Source organism: Paracoccus mutanolyticus (genome assembly GCF_003285265.1).
Taxonomy (GTDB): domain Bacteria; phylum Pseudomonadota; class Alphaproteobacteria; order Rhodobacterales; family Rhodobacteraceae; genus Paracoccus; species Paracoccus yeei.
Genome location: NZ_CP030239.1, coordinates 677,435 through 697,421, shown reverse-complemented (window position 1 = coordinate 697,421; position 19,987 = coordinate 677,435). Strand labels below are relative to the sequence as shown.

The 19,987-nt window shown below is 68.2% G+C and carries 17 protein-coding genes, 1 tRNA gene, 4 pseudogenes and 1 other annotated feature; of the genes and pseudogenes, 11 read left to right on the top strand and 11 right to left on the bottom strand.

Going from position 1 to position 19,987, the window contains the following annotated elements:
- Positions 1-127 precede the first annotated feature (127 nt).
- Entirely contained in the window at positions 128-874 is a 747-nt protein-coding gene (gloB, locus tag DPM13_RS03915) for a hydroxyacylglutathione hydrolase (protein ID WP_112887494.1), read from the bottom strand.
- 51 nt (positions 875-925) lie between these two features.
- On the opposite strand from gloB, the gene DPM13_RS03910 reads away from it, so the two are divergent.
- The 7 genes and pseudogenes from DPM13_RS03910 to DPM13_RS25715 all read left to right on the top strand — a co-directional run bounded on the left by DPM13_RS03910 (position 926) and on the right by DPM13_RS25715 (position 7,355).
- Complete coding sequence (locus tag DPM13_RS03910) at positions 926-1,723, top strand: class I SAM-dependent methyltransferase (protein ID WP_036762831.1); 798 nt, start codon at positions 926-928, stop codon at positions 1,721-1,723.
- A 304-nt stretch (positions 1,724-2,027) separates the two neighbouring features.
- The gene (locus DPM13_RS03905; RefSeq protein WP_189654915.1) at positions 2,028-2,588 is read left to right on the top strand and encodes a F0F1 ATP synthase subunit delta; all 561 of its coding nucleotides are present in this window, start codon (positions 2,028-2,030) and stop codon (positions 2,586-2,588) included.
- A pseudogene (atpA, locus tag DPM13_RS03900) lies at positions 2,588-4,121 on the top strand (F0F1 ATP synthase subunit alpha). Before DPM13_RS03905 ends, atpA begins: the two are co-directional and overlap by 1 nt.
- Positions 4,122-4,135: 14 nt before the next feature.
- A pseudogene (locus DPM13_RS03895) lies at positions 4,136-5,011 on the top strand (F0F1 ATP synthase subunit gamma).
- Positions 5,012-5,030: 19 nt separating this feature from the next.
- The gene (gene atpD / locus DPM13_RS03890) at positions 5,031-6,455 is read left to right on the top strand and encodes a F0F1 ATP synthase subunit beta (RefSeq protein WP_028719838.1); all 1,425 of its coding nucleotides are present in this window, start codon (positions 5,031-5,033) and stop codon (positions 6,453-6,455) included.
- A 9-nt stretch (positions 6,456-6,464) separates the two neighbouring features.
- On the top strand, positions 6,465-6,911 hold the full coding sequence (locus DPM13_RS03885; RefSeq protein ID WP_028719839.1) for a F0F1 ATP synthase subunit epsilon: 447 nt from the start codon (positions 6,465-6,467) through the stop codon (positions 6,909-6,911).
- Positions 6,912-7,145: 234 nt separating this feature from the next.
- Positions 7,146-7,355, top strand: coding sequence for an H-type lectin domain-containing protein (locus tag DPM13_RS25715; protein WP_317616376.1), 210 nt, complete (start codon positions 7,146-7,148; stop codon positions 7,353-7,355).
- Between the two features lie 34 nt (positions 7,356-7,389).
- Here DPM13_RS25715 and DPM13_RS22115 read toward each other — a convergent pair whose 3' ends face one another.
- The 3 genes from DPM13_RS22115 to DPM13_RS03870 all read right to left on the bottom strand — a co-directional run bounded on the left by DPM13_RS22115 (position 7,390) and on the right by DPM13_RS03870 (position 8,742).
- Positions 7,390-7,668 (bottom strand): alpha/beta fold hydrolase, encoded by a 279-nt coding sequence (locus DPM13_RS22115; protein ID WP_223252326.1) that lies wholly within the window; start codon positions 7,666-7,668, stop codon positions 7,390-7,392.
- Positions 7,550-7,667, top strand: a sequence feature (AL1L pseudoknot). Its footprint overlaps the gene before it by 118 nt.
- Positions 7,669-7,675: 7 nt before the next feature.
- Positions 7,676-8,146: an alpha/beta fold hydrolase gene (locus DPM13_RS22110; RefSeq protein ID WP_223252325.1), complete on the bottom strand. Its 471-nt coding sequence runs from the start codon at positions 8,144-8,146 to the stop codon at positions 7,676-7,678.
- The gene (locus DPM13_RS03870) at positions 8,143-8,742 is read right to left on the bottom strand and encodes a 2-hydroxychromene-2-carboxylate isomerase (RefSeq protein ID WP_028719842.1); all 600 of its coding nucleotides are present in this window, start codon (positions 8,740-8,742) and stop codon (positions 8,143-8,145) included. Before DPM13_RS03870 ends, DPM13_RS22110 begins: the two co-directional genes overlap by 4 nt.
- A gap of 85 nt (positions 8,743-8,827) precedes the next feature.
- On the opposite strand from DPM13_RS03870, the pseudogene DPM13_RS03865 reads away from it, so the two are divergent.
- A pseudogene (locus DPM13_RS03865) lies at positions 8,828-9,846 on the top strand (ribose-phosphate pyrophosphokinase).
- Positions 9,847-9,860: 14 nt separating this feature from the next.
- Here the strand turns inward: DPM13_RS03865 and DPM13_RS03860 are convergent.
- The 3 genes from DPM13_RS03860 to rlmB form a co-directional block, all read right to left on the bottom strand.
- Entirely contained in the window at positions 9,861-10,313 is a 453-nt protein-coding gene (locus DPM13_RS03860) for a CoA-binding protein (RefSeq protein ID WP_080620813.1), read from the bottom strand.
- Positions 10,314-10,498: 185 nt separating this feature from the next.
- On the bottom strand, positions 10,499-10,927 hold the full coding sequence (locus DPM13_RS03855) for a YHS domain-containing (seleno)protein (protein WP_223252324.1): 429 nt from the start codon (positions 10,925-10,927) through the stop codon (positions 10,499-10,501).
- 86 nt (positions 10,928-11,013) lie between these two features.
- A complete protein-coding gene (gene rlmB / locus DPM13_RS03850) occupies positions 11,014-11,811 on the bottom strand; it encodes a 23S rRNA (guanosine(2251)-2'-O)-methyltransferase RlmB (protein ID WP_112887492.1) in 798 nt (265 codons plus the stop codon).
- Between the two features lie 159 nt (positions 11,812-11,970).
- On the opposite strand from rlmB, the gene DPM13_RS03845 reads away from it, so the two are divergent.
- Positions 11,971-12,054: transfer RNA gene (locus tag DPM13_RS03845), tRNA-Tyr, on the top strand.
- A 74-nt stretch (positions 12,055-12,128) separates the two neighbouring features.
- On the opposite strand, the gene DPM13_RS03840 is transcribed toward DPM13_RS03845, so the two are convergent.
- The gene (locus tag DPM13_RS03840) at positions 12,129-13,928 is read right to left on the bottom strand and encodes an NAD(P)/FAD-dependent oxidoreductase (RefSeq protein WP_112887491.1); all 1,800 of its coding nucleotides are present in this window, start codon (positions 13,926-13,928) and stop codon (positions 12,129-12,131) included.
- Between the two features lie 278 nt (positions 13,929-14,206).
- Between DPM13_RS03840 and DPM13_RS03835 the strand changes: the two genes are divergently transcribed.
- Both DPM13_RS03835 and epsE read left to right on the top strand, forming a co-directional pair.
- The gene (locus tag DPM13_RS03835) at positions 14,207-16,066 is read left to right on the top strand and encodes a sigma-54-dependent Fis family transcriptional regulator (protein ID WP_112887490.1); all 1,860 of its coding nucleotides are present in this window, start codon (positions 14,207-14,209) and stop codon (positions 16,064-16,066) included.
- A gap of 110 nt (positions 16,067-16,176) precedes the next feature.
- A pseudogene (gene epsE, locus DPM13_RS03830) lies at positions 16,177-17,375 on the top strand (exopolysaccharide biosynthesis GT4 family glycosyltransferase EpsE).
- 43 nt (positions 17,376-17,418) lie between these two features.
- On the opposite strand, the gene DPM13_RS03825 reads toward epsE, so the two are convergent.
- From DPM13_RS03825 to DPM13_RS03815, 3 genes are all read right to left on the bottom strand, one after another.
- Positions 17,419-18,069, bottom strand: coding sequence for a DsbA family oxidoreductase (locus DPM13_RS03825; RefSeq protein ID WP_112887489.1), 651 nt, complete (start codon positions 18,067-18,069; stop codon positions 17,419-17,421).
- Position 18,070: 1 nt separating this feature from the next.
- On the bottom strand, positions 18,071-19,522 hold the full coding sequence (locus DPM13_RS03820) for a class I adenylate-forming enzyme family protein (RefSeq protein ID WP_112887488.1): 1,452 nt from the start codon (positions 19,520-19,522) through the stop codon (positions 18,071-18,073).
- 157 nt (positions 19,523-19,679) lie between these two features.
- Positions 19,680-19,886 carry a cold-shock protein gene (locus tag DPM13_RS03815; protein WP_011747293.1) on the bottom strand — a complete coding sequence of 69 codons (207 nt, stop codon included), beginning with the start codon at positions 19,884-19,886 and terminating at the stop codon, positions 19,680-19,682.
- Between the last annotated feature and the right edge of the window lie 101 nt (positions 19,887-19,987).

The following is a 19,987-nucleotide window of genomic DNA, read 5'->3' as shown; positions in this document are numbered from 1 at the left end:
TTTCCTGCGGCTGAGGAAGATGTGATGATCCGATGCCCCAATTTCAAGCAGCGACACTTTGCACCCGCCAGATGCGGATTTCGGGCGGCTGGGGTCGCCTGGCGGCTTGCTGCGTTGCACGAAGGCCTCAGAACGCGTCCTTCATGGCGCGAAGCCGTGCGAAAACATCGACATCCGGTGCGTCCCGCAGCCCCAGCGACCCCCTCAGGGCCGCAACGCGCAGGAAGGGATTGGTCGCGCGCTCGTCCTCCAGCGTGGCCGGGGCGCAGGGTCGGCGGCCCGCCGCGGTGTCGTCCAGGCGTTGCCGCAAAGCCTCATTCCCGGGATCGACGGACAGGGCGAATGCGCCGTTGCCCCGGCAGTAGTCATGGCCCGAACAGACCAGCGTTTGGCCGGGCAGAGCGTTCAGCCGCGACAGGCTGTCCCACATCATCTGGGCGCTGCCCTCGAACAGGCGGCCGCAGCCGAGCGCCATCAGGCTGTCGGCGGTAAAGGCCAGGGCCGAACCGGGCAGGTGAAAGGCGACATGCCCGACCGTATGGCCGGAGACGTCGATCACCTCGGCCGGCTCACCGCAGATGGTGATGGTCTCGCCCGGGCGAACGGGCAGGTCGAGCGGCGGCAGCCGGGCCGCGTCATCGGCATTGCCCATCACCCGCGCCCCGGTCGCCGCCACCAGATCAGACACCGCCTGGATGTGGTCGGCGTGGTGGTGCGTCAGGGCGATCAGGTCAAGCCCCCAACCCCGGGACGCAAGCTCGGCCAGGATGGGCGCGGCCTCGGGCGCGTCGATCAGCGCGGTCTGGCCGTTGCCATGCACCAGCCAGGCGTAGTTGTCCGTCAGGCAGCGTACGGCGATCCATTCCAGCGGCATTGGCAATTCCCCTGCTTTGCCCCAGTCTGGCGCGGTCGGACGAGGGGCGCAATGCATCACGACGTGATCGAACTGCGAAAGTTCTATTACACCCGGGCGCTGGGCCGGGTGGTTCAGCGCGTGCTGCGCGACCGGCTGGCCCAGCTTTGGCCGCCCGATCAATGCGGCGGGATGAGCGTCGTGGGCTATGGCTTTGCCGCGCCCCTGCTGCGGCCTTGGCTGGCGCGCGCGCGTCGCGTGACCAGCCTGATGCCCGGGCCGCAGGGCGTCATGGCCTGGCCCGCCGGCCTGCCCAACTGCTCGGTCCTGGCCGAGGAGACCGCCTGGCCGCTGGACACGGGCAGCGTCGACCGGCTGGTCCTGCTGCACGCGCTGGAAACCGCCGACCATCCCCATGCGGTGCTGTCCGAGGCCTGGCGCGTGCTGGGGCCGGGCGGGCGCATGCTGGTCATGGCGCCGAACCGCGCGGGGCTGTGGGCGCGGTCGGAAAAGACGCCCTTCGGCTTTGGCCGCAGCTATACGGCGGGCCAGCTCGAGGCGCAGGCGCGGGACGCGGGCTTCGTCACCGAACGGACCGGGGCGGCGCTTTACATCCCGCCCTCGGACCGGCGCTTCTGGCTGCGCAGCGCGCATATGTGGGAACGCGCCGGCTTGCGCATCAGCCAGGTGCTGGTCGCCGGGGTCGTGATGACCGAATTCAGCAAGCAGGTCCAGGCGCCGGTGGGGCGGGTCGGCCGGGTCAGCGTGCCCAGCCCGCTCGACGTGCTGGAAGGCATCGCCCGGCCCAAGCCCGCCGGCAGCGGCAAGACCGCACGCCACGCGGGGCGCCTGCACCGGAATGGCCGGTAAGACGCGAATCTGTCCCCTTCCCGCCGGCCGTTCAGCCGGCCAGGGGACCAGCCCGCCGCGTGTACCGTCCGGCGTTAGCGCAACCGGCGGCCATTCGCCGCCGCGGCGCTGATACCAAGGGCGCAAACCCTCGCATTTCCGTGTTCAATGCGGTTGCGGCAGGGGAAATCTGCTGCTAGAGACACGCCAGATTTCGGGGCGTCCAGCCCGGCACGGCCGGACCCCCTTGACCCGCGCTCCGCGACAGACCGTTCCCCAAAGGGACGGCCCGCCTGCGGAGCTTGCGCAAACCGGAAGGATGACCGTGGCCAATTCCGCTTCGATTTCCGCTGATATCGCCGGGCGTTATGCACAGGCCCTTTTCGATCTGGTGAAGGATTCGGGCGGCATCGATGCCCTGTCCGTGCAAATCGACGAACTGGCCCGGGCCTATGACGACAGTGCGGATCTGCGCGACTTGACCGTCTCGCCGCTGTACAATCGCGACCAGCAAGAGGCCGCGATCGCCGCCCTGGCGGCGCGCGCCGGCTTTTCGCCCGAACTGGCGAACACGCTGCGCCTGCTGGCCCGCAACCGGCGCCTGTTCACGCTGCCCCAGTTCATCGCCAAGCTGCGCGGCCTGATCGCCGATGCCAGGGGCGAGGTGACCGCCGACGTGGTCAGCGCCCAGGAACTGACCGAGGATCAGAAGAACCGCCTGGTCGGCACGCTGCACGCCAAGACCGGCAAGAACGTCAAACTGAACGCGCGCGTCGATGAAAGCCTCATCGGCGGCATGATCGTCAAACTGGGCTCGCAGATGATCGACAGCTCGATCCGCTCCAAGCTCGCCTCCCTCCAGAATGCTATGAAAGAGGTCGGATAATGGGAATCCAGGCAGCCGAAATCTCGGCCATCCTCAAGGATCAGATCAAGAATTTCGGTCAGGACGCCGAGGTGGCCGAGGTCGGGCAGGTGCTGTCCGTCGGTGACGGCATCGCCCGCGTCTACGGCCTGGACAAGGTTCAGGCTGGCGAGATGGTCGAATTCCCGGGCGGCATCCGCGGCATGGTGCTGAACCTTGAAACCGACAACGTCGGCGTCGTGATCTTCGGCGACGACCGCTCGATCAAGGAAGGCGATACCGTCAAGCGCACCGGCGCCATCGTGGAAGTCCCGACCGGCAAGGGTCTGCTGGGCCGCGTCGTCGACGCGCTTGGCAACCCGATCGACGGCAAGGGCCCGATCGCCGACCCGATCATGGCGATTGCCGACGTCAAGGCCCCCGGCATCATGCCGCGCAAATCGGTGCACGAGCCGATGGCGACCGGCCTGAAGTCGGTGGACGCGATGATCCCCGTCGGCCGCGGCCAGCGTGAGTTGATCATCGGCGACCGCCAGACCGGCAAGACCGCCATCGCGCTGGACACCATCCTGAACCAGCAGAACTACAACGGCCGCGAGGCCGATGGCATGAGCCCTGCACTGCATCTATGTCGCCGTCGGCCAGAAGCGCTCGACCGTCGCCCAGCTGGTCAAGAAGCTGGAAGAAACCGGCGCCATGGCCTACACGACCGTCGTGGCCGCGACTGCCTCGGACCCTGCGCCGATGCAGTATCTGGCGCCCTATTCGGCGACCGCCATGGGCGAATATTTCCGCGACAACGGCATGGACGCGCTCATCATCTATGACGACCTGTCCAAGCAGGCCGTGGCTTACCGCCAGATGTCGCTGCTGCTGCGCCGTCCGCCGGGGCGCGAAGCCTATCCGGGCGACGTGTTCTATCTGCACTCGCGCCTGCTGGAGCGTTCGGCCAAGCTGAACGAGGCCAATGGCGCCGGCTCGCTGACCGCGCTGCCGATCATCGAGACGCAGGCGGGCGACGTGTCGGCCTATATTCCGACCAACGTGATCTCGATCACCGACGGCCAGATCTTCCTGGAAACGGAACTGTTCTTCCAGGGCATCCGTCCGGCCGTGAACACCGGCCTGTCGGTGTCGCGCGTCGGCTCGGCCGCCCAGACCAAGGCGATGAAATCGGTCGCCGGCCCGGTCAAGCTGGAACTGGCTCAGTACCGCGAGATGGCGGCCTTTGCCCAGTTCGGGTCTGACCTCGACGCGGCGACGCAGAAGCTGCTGAACCGCGGCGCGCGCCTGACCGAGCTGATGAAGCAGCCGCAGTATTCGCCGCTGACCAACGCCGAGATCGTCATCGTCATCTATGCCGGCACCAAGGGGTATCTGGACAACATCCCGGTCGCGGACGTGACCAAGTGGGAACAGGGTCTGATCCAGTATCTGCGCAACCAGAAGGCCGACCTGCTTGACGACATGACCCGGAACGACCGCAAGATCGCGGGCGAACTGGAAGATGCGATCAAGGCTGCGCTGAGCGGTTACGCCAAGACCTACGCCTGAGAGGGGAGCTTTAGATGCCCAGCCTCAAGGATCTGAAAAACCGGATCGGCAGCGTCAAGAACACGCGCAAGATCACCAAGGCGATGCAGATGGTCGCCGCCGCGAAACTGCGCCGCGCGCAGGAAGCGGCCGAGGCTGCGCGTCCCTACGCCGACCGTATGGCCGCCGTCATGGCCGGGCTGACCGCTGCGGCGGCCGGCTCGGACGGGGCGCCACGCCTGCTGGCCGGCACGGGCGAGGATCGGCGCCACCTGCTGGTGGTGATGACATCCGAACGCGGCCTCGCAGGCGGGTTCAACTCGTCCATCGTCAAGCTGGCGCGTCAGCGGCTGATCGAACTGCGCGCCCAAGGAAAGCAGGTCGAACTGCTGACCGTCGGCAAGAAGGGCCGCGAACAGCTCAAGCGCGAATGTGGCGACCTGTTCGGCGCAACGACGCGAATGATCGAGGTCAAGCGCATCTGCTATGACAGACGGCCAGCTATGATAGCCGCCGCGGCTGGGCGCTCGAAATGAACGGCTTCGATGTGGCCGACGCTGTTCTACAACCGTTTCGAATCCGTCATCAGCCAGGTTCCGACCGCCCGGCAGATCATCCCCGCCGTGGTCGAGGAAGCCGCCGAGCCGGGTGCCTCGGCGCTTTACGACTATGAGCCGGACGAGGGCGCGATCCTGAACGACCTTCTGCCGCGTTCCGTGGCGACCCAGGTCTTTGCGGCGCTTCTGGAAAACGCGGCCTCCGAGCAGGGCGCGCGGATGACCGCCATGGACAACGCGACGCGCAACGCCGGCGACATGATCGACAGGCTGACGACCGAGTACAACCGCTCGCGTCAGGCCGCGATCACCAAGGAACTGATTGAAATCATCTCGGGCGCAGAGGCGCTCTGACACCGTAGGGGTTAAACACATGGCAGAGGCCAAAGGAAAAATCACGCAGGTGATCGGCGCCGTCGTGGACGTGCAGTTCGACGGCCATCTTCCTGCGATTCTGAACGCTCTGGAGACCGAGAACAACGGCAAGCGCCTGGTGCTGGAAGTTGCCCAGCACCTGGGCGAGAACACCGTCCGCACCATCGCGATGGACGCGACCGAAGGTCTGGTCCGCGGCCTGCCCGTGACCGACACCGGCGCGCCGATCACCGTTCCGGTGGGCGACGTGACGCTGGGCCGCATCCTCAACGTGGTGGGCGAACCCGTGGACGAAGGCGCGCCGCTGGCCGCCTCGGACAAGCGGGCGATCCACCAGCCGGCACCGGACTTCGCCCAGCAGGCGACCTCGTCGGAAATCCTCGTCACCGGCATCAAGGTCATCGACCTGCTGGCCCCCTATTCGAAGGGCGGCAAGATCGGCCTGTTCGGCGGCGCGGGCGTCGGCAAGACGGTTCTGATCATGGAACTGATCAACAACATCGCCAAGGTGCACTCGGGCTATTCGGTGTTCGCGGGCGTGGGCGAACGCACCCGTGAAGGCAACGACCTTTACCACGAGATGGTGGAATCGGGCGTCATCAAGCCCGACAACCTGTCAGAATCGCAAGTGGCGCTGGTCTATGGCCAGATGAACGAGCCTCCGGGGGCGCGGATGCGCGTCGCGCTGACCGGCCTGACCTTGGCCGAGCAGTTCCGCGATTCGACTGGCACCGACGTTCTGTTCTTCGTCGACAACATCTTCCGCTTCACGCAGGCGGGTTCGGAAGTGTCCGCGCTGCTGGGCCGCATTCCGTCCGCCGTGGGCTACCAGCCGACGCTGGCGACCGACATGGGCGCAATGCAGGAACGCATCACGTCGACCAAGAACGGCTCGATCACCTCGATCCAGGCCGTCTACGTTCCGGCCGACGACCTGACCGACCCGGCGCCGGCGACGACCTTCGCCCACCTGGACGCCACGACGGTGCTGTCGCGCGCGATCTCGGAGCTCGGGATCTATCCGGCGGTGGACCCGCTCGACTCGAACTCGCGGATCCTGGATCCGGCCGTCGTGGGCGAGGACCACTACAACACCGCCCGCGCGGTGCAGGGCATCCTGCAGAAATACAAGTCGCTGCAGGACATCATCGCCATCCTCGGCATGGACGAACTGTCCGAAGAGGACAAGCTGACCGTGGCCCGCGCCCGCAAGATCCAGCGCTTCCTGTCGCAGCCGTTCGACGTGGCCAAGGTCTTCACCGGCTCGGACGGTGTGCAGGTCCCGCTGGAGGACACGATCCGTTCGTTCAAAGCGGTCGTGAACGGCGAATACGACCACCTGCCGGAAGCGGCCTTCTACATGGTCGGCGGCATCGAGGACGTGAAAGCCAAGGCGCAGCGCCTCGCCGCTGACGCGGCGTAAGGGGGCGACATGGCCGACACGATGCAGTTCGACCTGGTGTCGCCGGAACGGAACCTGGTGTCCGTCCCGGTGCGCGAGGTGCGCCTGCCCGGCGCCGAGGGCGACCTGACCGCGATGCCCGGCCACGCGCCGGCCATCGTGAACCTGCGCCCCGGCCTGGTCACCGTGGTCGCCGCGGACGGGACCTCGACGGAATTCGCGGTGACCGGCGGCTTCGCCGAGATCAACAACGATTCCGTTAGCCTGCTGGCCGAACGCGGCCACCCGCGCGCCGAGATGACGCAAGAGGTCTTCAACGAGATGATGGCCCAGGCGCATCGCCGCGTGAAGCAGGCGCAGGAGCGTTCCTCGACGGGCGAAGATATCGTCACCGCAGCCGTCAAGCTGCTGGCCGACATGGAGGCCTTGGGCACCCATATCGGGCTGGACCCCAACCAGGCGAACTTCCCGCACTAACGTCTTAAATTCGAGGCAAAAACATGAAGCCCCGGCCAGTCCGGGGCTTTATCACATGCATATTCCGCTTCATTATCGGGGAAAGGAGGCAGGCGTTTGCACCGTTTCGATCATTTTGCCGTCGGCGTTGCGAACGGCATTGTCCATTTTTCGGGATTTGAAACAGACGGCCCGCTTTGGACGGGGCAGGGACCCCGCACCGAGCGGCGCCACATCCGATTTGACGAAGCCTTCGTGCGGCCGCCCGTGGTCCATGTCTCGCTGACGATGTGGGACATCTCGGTCGGCGGCAACCAGCGCGCCGATGTTCAGGCCATTGACATCGACGCCGAAGGCTTCGTGGTCGAGTTCCGCACCTGGGGCGATACCCGCGTGGCCCGTGTCCGGGTCGGCTGGATGGCCATCGGAGCGGTCCGCCACGTCACGGATTTCGACGTGGACTGACGCCGAGGGACAGGAGGGCCCCGGCCCACCGGGTTCAACTGCGTTCCAGGTTCAGGCGGATCAGGTCGGTGACGGGTCCCGGATGGGTGATCGGCAGCATATGCGCGGCTCCCGGCACCGTCGCCCGCCCGACATCCGGCAGGCGCGCGGCGAGCATCCGCGATCGCGGGAATGACCGGGGGCGAATCGCCACCCATATGATCAGCACCGGCGCAGCTCGACCAGCCGCGTTCCGCAAATGATCGCATTTCTCGACGATCACCGTGGCGTCTTTGGTGTCGGGCCGATCTGCCGGGTTCTGGGGATCGCCCATCGACGTTCTACAGGTCCCAGTCGATGCCGCCCCAGACCTCCAGGAAACGGCGGGCTGCGTCTTCGGGTCGGCCGGCCTCGGCCAGGGCTTGGATCTCCTCCAGCAGGCCGTCGTTTCCGGCCTCGGGCGCGGCGGCGAACAGCACGGGCTCGATCAGGGTCAGGCTGCGCACGGCCTCGGGCGCACCGACCGCGATGCGCAGGGCGACCGTGGCGCCCAGGCTGTGGCCGATCAGGTCCAGCGGACGGGTGATCAGGGGCGCCACCTGCCGGGTGACATGGGTGTGGAAATCCGGCGGCTCGCCGGGCCAGTCGGGGCTCTGGCCGTGGCCGGGCAGGTCCGGGGCCGTCACCTGCACCAGATCCGCCAGCCCTGCGGCGATCGGGCCCCAGTAGCTCGCGTTGCCCATCATGCAATGCAGCGCCAGCGCCGGGCGGTCCTGCGCGCCCGGCCATGTCCGCAGGTGCAGCCCGGTCATAGGCGCGCCAGGTGCCTGTCCAGAAACGCCAGCCGATCCTGGCCCCAAAACCGCTGGTCCGTCTCGCGCACGATGTAGAAGGGGGCGCCGAAGGCCCCGGCCTCGATGGCATCCTCCAGGTTGCGCTCATAGACCTGGGCGCCCACGAACAGGCCGGAATTGGCAAGCTCCGGGTCGAACCCCGCGTCCTTAAGCTTGGCGCGGATCACGGCGTCATCGGCGATGTCCTGATCCTCGGCCCAGACCGCGCGCAGGAAGCTGCGAACCAGCCCGCCCAGATCGCCGCCCCCCGCCTTCTGCGCCGCGATCACCGCATAGGACGACGGCGCGCCGTTCACCGGCATGAAGGCCGGCTTCAGGTTGAAGGGCAGGCCCAGGTGCTCGGCCAGGCGCGGCAGGTCTTGGGCGCGATAGTCCAGGCGGTTCTGGTGGCGCGCCGCCGGGCGCGTGCCGCCGGTGCGGTCGAACAACTGCCACAGGTCCAGCGGCTTGTAGGTGATCGTCGCGCCATGCCGCTGGGCGATCTGTTCCAGCTGGTCGCCGGCCAGATAGCAGTAGGGGCTGAATGTGCCCAGGTAATAGTCGATATGCGCCATGCGGGGCCTCCGGGGTTTGCGGGCAAGCTAGCTTGCTGATAAGCGAGGCGCAATCACACGAATCCAGCCTTATACGGAGCCAGCCATGCCGGCCATGACCGAACCCAAGCTGATCGCGGGCAACGCCAACCGGCCCCTGGCCAACGCCATCGCCCGCCGGATGTCCATGCACCGCGGCATGAACGTGGCCCCCATCGAGGCACGGGTCGAGCGGTTCAACGACCAGGAAATCTTCGTCGAGGTCTATGAGAACGTCCGGGGCGAGGACATGTTCATCATCCAGTCCACCTCGAACCCGGCGAACGACAACCTGATGGAGCTGCTGATCATGACCGATGCGCTGCGCCGGTCCTCGGCGTCGCGCATTACGGCGGTCATTCCCTATTTCGGCTATGCGCGGCAGGACCGTCGCGCCAAGGCCCGCACGCCGATCAGCGCCAAGCTGGTCGCGACCTGCTGACCGAGGCGGGCGTGGACCGGGTGCTGACGCTGGACCTGCACGCGGCGCAGATCCAGGGGTTCTTCGACATCCCGGTGGACAACCTTTATGCCGCGCCGGTCTTTGCGCTGGATATCCAGCATCATTTCCGCGACCGGATGTCGGACCTGATGGTGATTTCCCCCGACGTGGGTGGCGTGGCGCGCGCCCGGGAACTCGCGCAGCGGATCGGTGCCCCCCTGGCCATCGTGGACAAGCGCCGCGAGAAGCCGGGCGAGATCGCCGAAATGACCGTGATCGGCGACGTCAGCGGCAAGACCTGCATCATCGTCGACGACATCTGCGACACGGCCGGCACGCTTTGCAAGGCGGCCGAGGTCCTGACCCAGCACGGCGCGACCGAGGTCCACGCCTATATCACCCATGGCGTTCTGTCCGGCCCCGCGGTCGAGCGGGTGCAGAAATCGGTCATGAAGACGCTGGTCATCACCGATTCCATCGAGCCGACCGAGCCGGTCCGCAACGCCAGCAACATCCGCATCGTGCCCACCGCGCCGATGTTTGCCCAGGCCATCCTGAATATCTGGAACGGCACCTCGGTCAGCTCGCTGTTCGAGGTGGACACGCTGGGCCCGATCTACGAAGGGCTTTATACCGCTTACTAAGGGGGTGTTCCGCGTCAGAGATAGCGCGGAAACTCGATCTTGGGGCAGCGATCCTCGATCACCGTCAGACCGTGGCGGCGGCCGCGCTCGGCCGCCTCGGGATGCAGGATGCCAAGCTGCATCCAGATCGTGCGCAGATGCGGCAGGCAGGCGACCGCCTCCTCGACGATGGCGGGCACCGCGTCCGAGCGGCGGAAGATGTCCACCATGTCGATTCGCGCCTCGGCCGGGATCGAGGCGAGGTCGGGATAGACCTCTTCGTCCAGCAGCCGCGATCCCGCGTGGCTGGGATTGACCGGAATGACCCGGAAGCCCTGCGATTTCAGGTAACGCGCCACACCCCAAGCGGGGCGCAACTCGTTCGGAGACAGGCCCACCATGGCGATGGACCTTGTTTCACGGGCGATTCGTGCAATGTCGTCGTCCATCGGCGATGAGCCGATATCCTTGAGAACAGCGAAATTCATTGTGATCCTCCCCCAGATCTCAATCTAAAGTGGCATATAAAAAGCGCCCGGTCCAGAAGTCTGGCCGGGCGCAAGTCGCGGAACGAGGGACAGTGATCTGAACACGAGCGTTCCGTGCCCATGTTCACGAAATAAATGCACACTGTGGCCGAAAGGTTCCACCCCTCTCGCGATAAAGTGAGGAGTTATTGCTTCAGACGCACCCAGACCGCCTTGGCCTGTTCAAGGATATGCTGCGGATCGGCCAGAAAGCGTTCCTTGGCCTTTCGGGATCGCAAAAGATAGGTCTTTTGGTCCACCACCGCAAAGTAGCGCGGGTTTCCCGGCTCGGACCGGCCCTCGGACAGGGCCACGACGCACAGCCCACCAAGCGCCGGCGCATAGGCGCGGGGGTTGGCCTCGAACAGATTGCGGATCTGTTCGGACAGGAAGTGCCAGGTCTTGCCGCGCCACAATGTCACGATGTCCGACCGGCCCGGAACTGCGGCCCCCTGGGTGCCGTAGGCCACCGGGTCGATTCCATCCAGCGCCCAGTCCTGCGCAAGCGCCCCCAGCGCGGGAAACGTCAGCACAAGGGCAAGGGCGGTGGTGCGGATCATGGGTCGGTCTGCCAAGCGGGTTCCTGTCGCCGGATCTGGCAAATCGCCCGCCGATTCTCAACCGGGGCGGCGATCTTATGATCGGGTTGTGATCCGGGCGCTCAGGCCCGTGAAGCGGCGTACAGCGCGACCGCCGCCGCGTTCGAGACGTTGAGCGAGCCGAACTCGGCCGCAAAGGGGATGCGCACGATCCGGTCGCAGGTCTCGCGGGTGCGTTCGCGCAGGCCCGGCCCCTCGGCCCCCAGAACCAGGCACAGCGCCCGGCCGGGCAGGGCATCCAGCGCCTCGGGCAGGGTTTCGGTGCCGGTGCCGTCCAGGCCCAGGATGACATAGCCCATGTCGCGCAGTTCGATCAGCGTATCGGCCAGGTTGCCGACCCGCAGATAGGGCTGGCGTTCCAGCGCGCCCGAGGCGGTCTTGGCCAGAGCCCCGGTTTCCGGCGCGGCGTGGCGCGACGGGGCAATGACCGCGCGCGCGCCAAAGACCTCGGCCGAGCGCAGGATCGCGCCGACGTTGTGGGGGTCCGTGACCCGGTCCAGCGCGACCAGCAGCGGCTTGCCCGCGCCCCCCAGCGCAAGGTCGGCAAGCCCGCCCCATTTCAGCGGCTTCACCTCAAGCGCGGCGCCCTGGTGGACGCTTTCGGGGGGCAGCGGCACCAGCTTGTCGAAGGTCCGCGCATCCGAGATCTCGGGCTCGATCCCCTCGGGCAGGGGGCCGAGCCGGTCCAGCGCGTTCTGCGTGACGACCAGCCGCAGCTTGTCCCGCGCCGGGTTTGCCAGGGCATCGCGGACGGCATGCAGGCCGAACAGCCAGACCGTTTCGGCCGCCGCCGCCCGCCGGGCGCGTTCCTTGTCGATGACCCAGGCGGGCTTCTTGGTCTTTTGCGGTTTCTCGGCCATGGCGCACCTTTGCTTTGGGATGGGTTGCGCAGAAATCGCGGCGGAATGCAAGATTGCTGCCCCGGCGCTCTCCCATCCCCGGGCGCGCATTTTTCGCACCATCCCGCTTGACGCCCCCGCGCGCTGCCGGTAATCACCCCGCACGCCGAGGCGTTCGGCGGGCGACGTGCTGCAAGGTGCGGCAGCGGACTGTAACTCCGCCGGGGAGACCCATGCCTGGTTCGATTCCAGGGTCGCCCACCATTCCCCCAGACATCCACGATGCCGGCAGCACCGCCTGGATGCCGCGACCCCGGCAAGGGCCGCGGCATGCCTGGTCACTTCAGGTGGTGCGGCGGCTCCAGCCCCCAGACGGGCGTGTCGATCCCCGCCTGCCGGGCCTTCAACTGCAAGGCCAGATAGCGCGAATAATGCCGCGACTGGTGCAGGTTGCCGCCGTGAAACCAAAGCCCCTCCTGCATCGTGGGCTTCCACATGTTGCGCTGCTCGCCCTCCCATGGGCCGGGGTCCTTGGTGGTGTCCGAACCCAGGCCCCAGCACTTGCCGACCTTGTCCGCGACCTCCTGGCTGATCAGATCGGCCGCCCAGCCGTTCATGGACCCGTAGCCCGTCGCATAGACCACCAGATCGGCAGGCAGTTCGGTGCCGTCATCCAGCACCACGGCATTTTCGGTCAGGTGGCTGATGCCCTTGCCCGATTGCAGCTTGATCGAGCCGTCGATGACCAGATCGCAGGCGCCCACGTCGATGTAATAGCCCGAGCCGCGGCGCAGGTATTTCATGAACAGCCCGGAGTCGTCGTCGCCGAAATCCAGCATGAAGCCCGCCTTTTCCAGTGCGGCATAGAACTCGGCGTCGCGGCGCTTGATCTCGTCATACTGCGGGACATGGAAGGTGTGCATGATCTTGTAGGGGATCGAGGCAAAGATCATGTCCGCCTTGTCATGGGTGATGCCGTTCGCCAGGGCCTGTTCGGAATAAAGCCCGCCCAGGCAGACCTCCATCAGGCTGTCGGACCTGACGATATGGGTCGAGGACCGCTGCACCATGGTCACGTCCGCCCCATGTTCCCAAAGCGCCGCGCAGATGTCGTGGGCCGAGTTGTTCGAGCCGATCACCACCACCTTCTTGCCGCGATAGGCGTCTGGGCCGGGGTGCTGGCTGGAGTGCTGCTGTTCGCCCCGGAACACGTCCTGTCCGGGGATGACCGGAATATTGGGCTTGCCCGACATGCCGGTCGCCAGCACCAGCTGCCTGGGATGCAGGGTGACTTCCTCGCCGTTGCGGTCGACGACCACGGTCCATTCGCCCTTGGCCTCGTCATACTGCGCCGACTTGGCGGTGGTCGAGGACCAGTAGTTCAGTTCCATGACCTTGGTGTACATCTCCAGCCAGTCGCCGATCTTGTCCTTGGGCGCGAACACCGGCCAGTTGTCGGGGAAGGGGATATAGGGCAGGTGGTCGTACCAGACCGGGTCGTGCAGGCACAGCGACTTGTAGCGCTTGCGCCACTGGTCGCCCGGGCGTTCGTGGCGATCGACGATGATCGTCGGCACGCCCAGCTGGCGCAGCCGGGCCCCCAGAGCGATGCCGCCCTGACCGCCGCCGATCACCAGCACATAGGGCTGCTCCTCATAGCCCAGCCGCCGGGCCTCGTCCTCGCGCCTTTCCTTCCAGGTCTTGCGGTTCGGATCGTGGCCGTGCTCGGCCCCCATCGGGCGGCGCAGCTTGCGGGGCTCCTCATGGCCCTTGAGTTCGTGCAGCGTGGTCAGCAGCGTCCAGATCCGCCCGTCCTTCATGCGGATATAGCCGACGCCGCGGCCCGTGGCGGTTTCCAGGACCAGCCAGCCCTCGGCCACGCCATCGGCCTCGGTGATCTTTTCGGCGGGGTCGAGCTGCAGCGACTGCGGCGCGATGGCGGGCAGTTGCGCGGCGGCCATGGCGCGGATCTGGTCGCGCCCCTCGCAGGTCTTGAGGTTCCAGGTGAAGGCCGCAAGGTCGCGCCAGAAGCCGTTTTCCAGGAACAGGTCGGCCACCGTGTCCGGGTCCTGCGCGACCAGCGCGCGTTCGAGGTCGCCGACCAGTGCGGCCAACTGCGGATGGGTCGAATCAAGCATGGTATCCTCCCTTTGCTTGGATGGCGCCGCCCCCTCCCAAGGGCGGCGGATCGGCTGGGCGGGCCCGGTCCGATCGGTGGGAACAGGCTAGCGCGGGCCGGGGTGTGGCCAAGCGCCACGATGCCCCCCGTCATGGAATCAATGGCTTGGCAGGCTCGCCTGTGGCGCGGCCCGTGGCACCTGTGGCATCGGCGTGCCACAGGTGCGGCGCAAGCCCATTCCCAGCGCCCCGGCCATGCTGCTAGGCTTGCGCTGCCGCCGTTCCTGGGGAGGAGAGGATGGACAGCGACCTGCGCCATATCCGCGAGATCGAGACCGTCTCGCAGGGCGGTCCCGCCGCGCGCGACAGCGCGGTCGTGCAAAGCTGGCTGCGCTGCCTGGAAAAGCACCGGCTGGACCCCTCGGCCCGGTCCGAGGCCTATATCCTGCCCGCCGCCGAACTGCGCCTGCACCGGCAGCGCAGCGAGGAGCTGATCGCCATCGCCCGCTCGGGCATCGAGAACCTCTATGCGCTGGTCGCCGGGCAGAACTATGTGCTGATGCTGGCCGACCGCGCCGGGGTGACGGTCGAATACCTGGGCGACGAGGCGCAAAAGGCGGCCTTGCGCCGGTCGGGCCTTTACCTTGGCGCGGAATGGTCCGAGGCGCGCGCCGGCACCTGCGCGCTTGGCGCCTGCATCGAGACGGGCGAGGCGCTGGTGATCCACCAGGACGACCATTTCGACGTGACGCATGGCGGGCTGAGCTGCACCGCCGCGCCGATCTACGATTCGCGCGGGGCGCTGGCCGCCGTGCTGGACATCTCGCTTTTGTCCTCGCCCCGGCCCAAGGCCAGCCAGAGCCTGGCGCTGAACCTGGTGCGGCAGTCCGTGCGGCGGATCGAGATGGCCAACATCATGGCCGAAAGCCGCCGCGAATGGGTGCTGCGCCTGTCCGGCAGCCCCGATTTCCTGGACGTGGATCCCGAGGCCGCGATCTCGCTGGACGGGGCGGGGCGGGTGATCGGCATGACCCACAACGCGGCGCGGCTGATGGCGCGGGCGGCGGGGATCGACTGGCGGGACGCCGGCGCGCTGATCGGGCGGCCGGTGTCGGATTTCTTGGGCGTCCGGCTGGACCGGCTGGACGACCTGACCCGCCAGCGTCCCGCCGCCGAGCGCTTCATCGAGACGCGCGACGGCCACCGCCTGTTCGCCCATGCGATCGAGCCGCGCCGGCAGGCGACCCGCCCCGCGCCACGGCTTGCGCAACCGCCGCGCCTGCCGCCCGCCCTGGCGGAACTCGCGGGCGAGGACCCTGCGATGGCCCAGGTCCTGGCGCGGGCGGCGGCGCTGGCGCCGCGAGCCCTGCCCCTGCTGATCGAGGGCGAGACAGGGACCGGCAAGCTGACGCTGGCGCGGGCGATCCACCAGGCGGGCGGCGGCGGGGCCTTTACCCTGCTGCGCTGCGCCGAACTGACGGATGCCGACGAGGCGCTGGTCTTTGGCCGCACCGACGGCCGACGGCATGAACCCGGGATGTTGGACCAGGCCGGGCGCGGCACGCTGGTCCTGGACAAGCTGGGGGAACTGCCGCCGCGCCTTCAGGCCCGCCTGCTGCAACTGGCGTCCGAGGGCAGCTACCTGCCCGTCGGCGCCATCCGCCCCGTCAGCCCCGGGCTGCGGCTGATCGCCACCGTGCAGGGCGATCTGGCGCAGGCGGTCGAGACCGGGGGCTTTCGGCGCGACCTCTATCATTGTCTGGCGGGGGCCAGCCTGCGCCTGCCGCCGCTACGCGACCGGATGGACCTGTTCTGGCTGGCCGACCGGATCATGGCCCGCGCCTTCGGCCAGCCGGTGCTGCTGGCGCCCGAGGTACCGGCGCGGCTGGCCGCTCACCGCTGGCCGGGCAACCTGCGCGAACTGGCTCGCCTGGCCGAGACGCTGGCCGCGATCCTGCCGCAGCCGCGCGTGGGGCTGTCCGACCTGCCCCTGCCGATGGCGGCCGCCCCCGCGCCGGGCCAGGGCGGTGCGGCGCTGTTGTCGCAGATGCTGCGCGAGACGGGCGGCAATGTTTCGGAATGCGCGCGCCGCCTGGGCGTCGACCGCACCACGATCCACCGCAGGATGCGCCGCCTGGGTCTTGCCGCGCGGGCGTGACCTGGTCATCGCGCTGTTGCCAAGGCGCTGGATTTCGGGCGAAACTGCCACGACGCCCTGATCGGTTCGACGGCTGGGGACCAAGACATCTGTGAACCCAAAGGGATGCGATGCCCCTTCGCCTTGGCTACCTGATCCCGCAATTTCCCGGACAGACGCATATCTTCTTCTGGCGCGAGCTTGAGGCGCTGCAGGCGCGCGGCGTCCAGCCGGTGCTGCTGTCCACCCGGCCGCCGCCGCCCGGCCTGATCTCGCACGAATGGTCGGCCGAGGCCGCGGCGCGCACCACCTATCTGGCGCGGATGGACCCCGCCGCCGCCCTGGGCGGGCTGGTGCGCCTGCCGCCGGGCGATCTGCTGTCCGCCCCGCGGGGCGAGCCACGGGCCTTCCTGCGCGACATGGCGATGTCGATCCCGGCGGCGCGGCGGCTGGTGGACCACGCCCGACGCGAAGGCATCGACCATGTGCATGCCCATTCCTGCGGCCGTGCGGCGCTGATCGCGGCGCTGGCCTTTCGCATGGGCGGGCCGCGCTATTCGCTGACCCTGCACGGCCCGCTTAAGGATTACGGCCCCGGCCAGCGCTACAAGTGGCGGCACGCGGCCTTTGCCACCATCATCACCGAAAAGCTGCGCGCCGAGGCCGAGACCGAACTGGCCGGCTACCTGCCGCCCCGGATCGCGGTCCAGGCCATGGGCGTGGATACAGGTCGCCTGTCGCGCGACACGCCTTGGCAGCCGCCCCGCCCAGGCGAGCCGCTGCGCATCATGTCCTGCGGCCGCCTGAACCAGGTCAAGGGCCATCAGGACCTGCTGCGGCCATCCGCATGCTGCGCGACGCGGGCCACGACGCGCGGCTGGTCATCGCCGGCGAGGATGACGCCGGCGGCACCGGCTATCGCCGCGTGATCGAGGCGCGGATCGCCGAGCTGGGCCTTGACGACGCCGTCACCCTGCTGGGCGCCGTATCGAGGGCGAGGTGCGCCGCCACCTTCTGGAGGCCCATGTCTTTGCCCTGGCAAGCTGGCACGAGCCCTTGGGCGTGGCCCTGATGGAGGCGATGTCCTGCGAAGTGCCGACCATCGGCACTGCCGCCGGCGGGGTGGCCGAACTGATCCGCGACGGGCAGGACGGGATTCTGGTGCCCCCCAGGGACGCGCCCGCGATGGCCGATGCGAGCCTGCGCCTGGCCGGCGATCCCGACCTGGCCTAGCCCTGGCCAGGCCGGGCGGGAACGCATCGTCTCGGGCTTCGGCGCCGAGGCTGGGGCCGAGACGCTGATCCGGCTGATGGCCGAGACGCGGGGCTGAGCCGGCCGGGCGTTCCGGCGGGGCGACACGCCTGCGCCCTGGATCAGCGCCGCGCCAGTTCGTCGATCACGTCCGGCCACAGGCTTGCGGGCTGCGCCCCGGTCACCACATGGCTGTCGGCGACGATGAAGGTCGGGACCGAGTTGATCCCGCGCTGGCGGGCATGCATCTCGCGCGAGGCGATTTCGTCCCGGTCCGCGTCGGTGGCCAGCAGGCGGCGGATCATGGCGCCGTCCATGCCAGCCTTTTCGCCGATCTCGGCCAGCACGTCCGGGTTCGAGATGTTGCGCCCCTCGCGCCAATGCGCCCGCATCAGGCCCGACATCACCGGGGTCTGTGCGCCTTCCAGCCCCGCCCAGTACAGCAGCCGGTGGGCGTTCAGCGTGTTCGGAACACGTTCGATCAGCGCGGGATTGATCCACAGGCCCAGCAGCTCGCTGGCCTCCATCACCGGCTTCATGGCGGCGAGAATGCCTTTCTCGTCGCCGAACTTCATCTTCATGTAGGCCACATGGTCCATGCCGGCCGCCGGCATCTGCGGGTCCAGGCGGAACGGGTGCCAGGTGATCGCGAACGGATGTTCGGGGCGGCTTTCCAGCGCGCGATCCAGTTCGGCCTTGCCGATCAGGCACCAGGGGCAGACCGGGTCGGCAAAGATGTCCAGGCGGATCTGGCCGGGAAGGGGATCGGTCATGTCAGCGGTCCTTGCGATGGCGCTCGCGCAGGGCGCGGCGGTTGATCTTGCCCGTCGGGGTTCGGGGCAGGGCGTCCAGCCGGATGTATTCGCGCGGCTGCTTGTAGCGTGCAAGCGCGGATTCGGCATGGGCCTGCATCTGCGGCACGGTCGCGGGCCCGGTCCAGAAGGCGGCGATGATCGTGCCCGAGGGCACGGCAAGCTCGGTCACCGCGACCTCGCCCGCGCCCGAAAGGGTCGCCAGCGCGTCCTCGACCTCGGCGGGGGACAGGCGAAAGCCGCCGGCGTTCATCATGTCGTCGGCCCGGCCGAGCGTGCGGAGCGCACCGTCGGGCGTCCTTTCGGCCAGGTCGCCGGTCAGGAACCACTCGCCGCGGAACCGCGCGGCGGTGTCCTGCGGCTGGTCCAGATAGCCCAGGAACAGGCCCGGGTCGCTGCGGTGCACGGCCAACTGGCCCTGCGTACCCTCGCATCCATGCTCGTCCAGCAAGGCGATGCGGCGGCCGGGCTGGGGAAAGCCCACCGTGCCCGCGGGCGCGGGCCGCGCCGGACTGCCCGAAACGAAGGTCGAACATTCCGACATGCCCATCGCCTCGTGCAGGTCGGTGCCGGTGCGGTCGTGCCAGGCGCGGCGCAGGCCGGGGTCCAGCCGCTCGCCCGCCGTCAGGCCGTGGCGCAACCCGGGCCAGGGTTTCCAGTCGGCCCGCAGCATGCGGCGAAAGACGCCTGGCGCAGCCGCGATCAGCGTGGCGCCGTGGCGGCTGGCGAGCAGCGGGATCTGCTCGGGCGCGACGCCTTGGGCCGGGATCAGCGCGGTTGCGCCCAGGGTCCAGGGGTCCATCAAGCCGGTGCCCAGCGTGAAGGTCCAGTTGAAGGCGCCGGCATGCAGCAGCCGGTCCTGGGGCGTCAGGCCGTACCAGCCCTGGAACATCATCTGCCGCGCCAGGATCGCGCGATGCGCATGGCAGACCGCGCGCGGCTGGCCCGACGTGCCCGAAGTGAAGACGATATAGGCCAGCCGGTCGGGGGACCCTTGGGCGAACTCGGCCGGGGGCAGATCGGCAAAGCCCGCAAGCCGGCGGTCGTCGATCACCGGGGCCGGATGGTCGGGCAGGGGCACGCCCGGGTCCGCCACGATGGCGGCGGGGCGGACGGAACGGGCCAGGCGCGTCGTTTCGGCCGCCGTCAGCATGGCCGAGGTCGGGACCGGCACGATCCCCGCCGCGATGGCGCCAAGGTAGGTCACGGGAAAGGCGGGCGTGTTTCCCAGCCGCATCAGCAGCCGGTCGCCGGGACCGATGCCCGCCTGCAAAAGCCCCGTCGCGGTTCCCAGCACCGCCCGGCGCAGCCGCGCATGGGACCAGCGGTCGGCGCGCCCCAGGCCCAGGACCGACAGGGCCAGCCGGTCCGGGTGCGCAAGTCCGGCTTGCAGGACATGTTCGGCCAGGTTCATCCGTCGCCCCCCGTATTGCCTGGCCCCGCAATAAGGGCAGGCGGCAGGGCAGGGAAGGGGGCTTTGCCCCTTCGCTTCGGGTTCGGCAGGAACCGGGTCCCGGACATGAAAACGGCCCGCGACGGGGCGGGCCGTTTTCAATCGTTCGGACTGCCGGTCAGAGCAGTTTCAGGTCGCTGGCCGAGCTGCGGCCGTCGCGGCCCGATTGCAGTTCATAGGCGATCTTCTGGTTGTCGTTCAGCCCGGTCAGGCCGGCGCGCTCGACGGCCGAGATATGGACGAACACGTCCTTGCCGCCGTCATCGGGCGCGATGAAGCCATAGCCTTTGGTGGCGTTGAACCATTTCACGGTGCCGGTAGCCATTATACCGTCTCTCCTTCAAGTCCTCCCGGGAGCGAGATTGCGCCCGGGCCGTGCAGCCCTTTCCCGTCAAGTCCGGCTGCCCCGTGAAGGGAGGCGGTAGA

Coding starts and splice junctions, on each gene's coding strand:
- rlmB (WP_112887492.1), bottom strand. CDS start 11,811: ATGGCCGAGAAACCGCAAAAGACCAAGAAGCCCGCCTGGGTCATCGAC.
- DPM13_RS03885 (WP_028719839.1), top strand. CDS start 6,465: ATGGCCGACACGATGCAGTTCGACCTGGTGTCGCCGGAACGGAACCTG.
- DPM13_RS03835 (WP_112887490.1), top strand. CDS start 14,207: ATGGACAGCGACCTGCGCCATATCCGCGAGATCGAGACCGTCTCGCAG.
- DPM13_RS03820 (WP_112887488.1), bottom strand. CDS start 19,522: ATGAACCTGGCCGAACATGTCCTGCAAGCCGGACTTGCGCACCCGGAC.
- DPM13_RS22110 (WP_223252325.1), bottom strand. CDS start 8,146: ATGACCGGGCTGCACCTGCGGACATGGCCGGGCGCGCAGGACCGCCCG.
- DPM13_RS22115 (WP_223252326.1), bottom strand. CDS start 7,668: ATGGGCGATCCCCAGAACCCGGCAGATCGGCCCGACACCAAAGACGCC.
- DPM13_RS03815 (WP_011747293.1), bottom strand. CDS start 19,886: ATGGCTACCGGCACCGTGAAATGGTTCAACGCCACCAAAGGCTATGGC.
- DPM13_RS03840 (WP_112887491.1), bottom strand. CDS start 13,928: ATGCTTGATTCGACCCATCCGCAGTTGGCCGCACTGGTCGGCGACCTC.
- atpD (WP_028719838.1), top strand. CDS start 5,031: ATGGCAGAGGCCAAAGGAAAAATCACGCAGGTGATCGGCGCCGTCGTG.
- gloB (WP_112887494.1), bottom strand. CDS start 874: ATGCCGCTGGAATGGATCGCCGTACGCTGCCTGACGGACAACTACGCC.
- DPM13_RS03860 (WP_080620813.1), bottom strand. CDS start 10,313: ATGAATTTCGCTGTTCTCAAGGATATCGGCTCATCGCCGATGGACGAC.
- DPM13_RS03825 (WP_112887489.1), bottom strand. CDS start 18,069: ATGACCGATCCCCTTCCCGGCCAGATCCGCCTGGACATCTTTGCCGAC.
- DPM13_RS03870 (WP_028719842.1), bottom strand. CDS start 8,742: ATGGCGCATATCGACTATTACCTGGGCACATTCAGCCCCTACTGCTAT.
- DPM13_RS03910 (WP_036762831.1), top strand. CDS start 926: ATGCATCACGACGTGATCGAACTGCGAAAGTTCTATTACACCCGGGCG.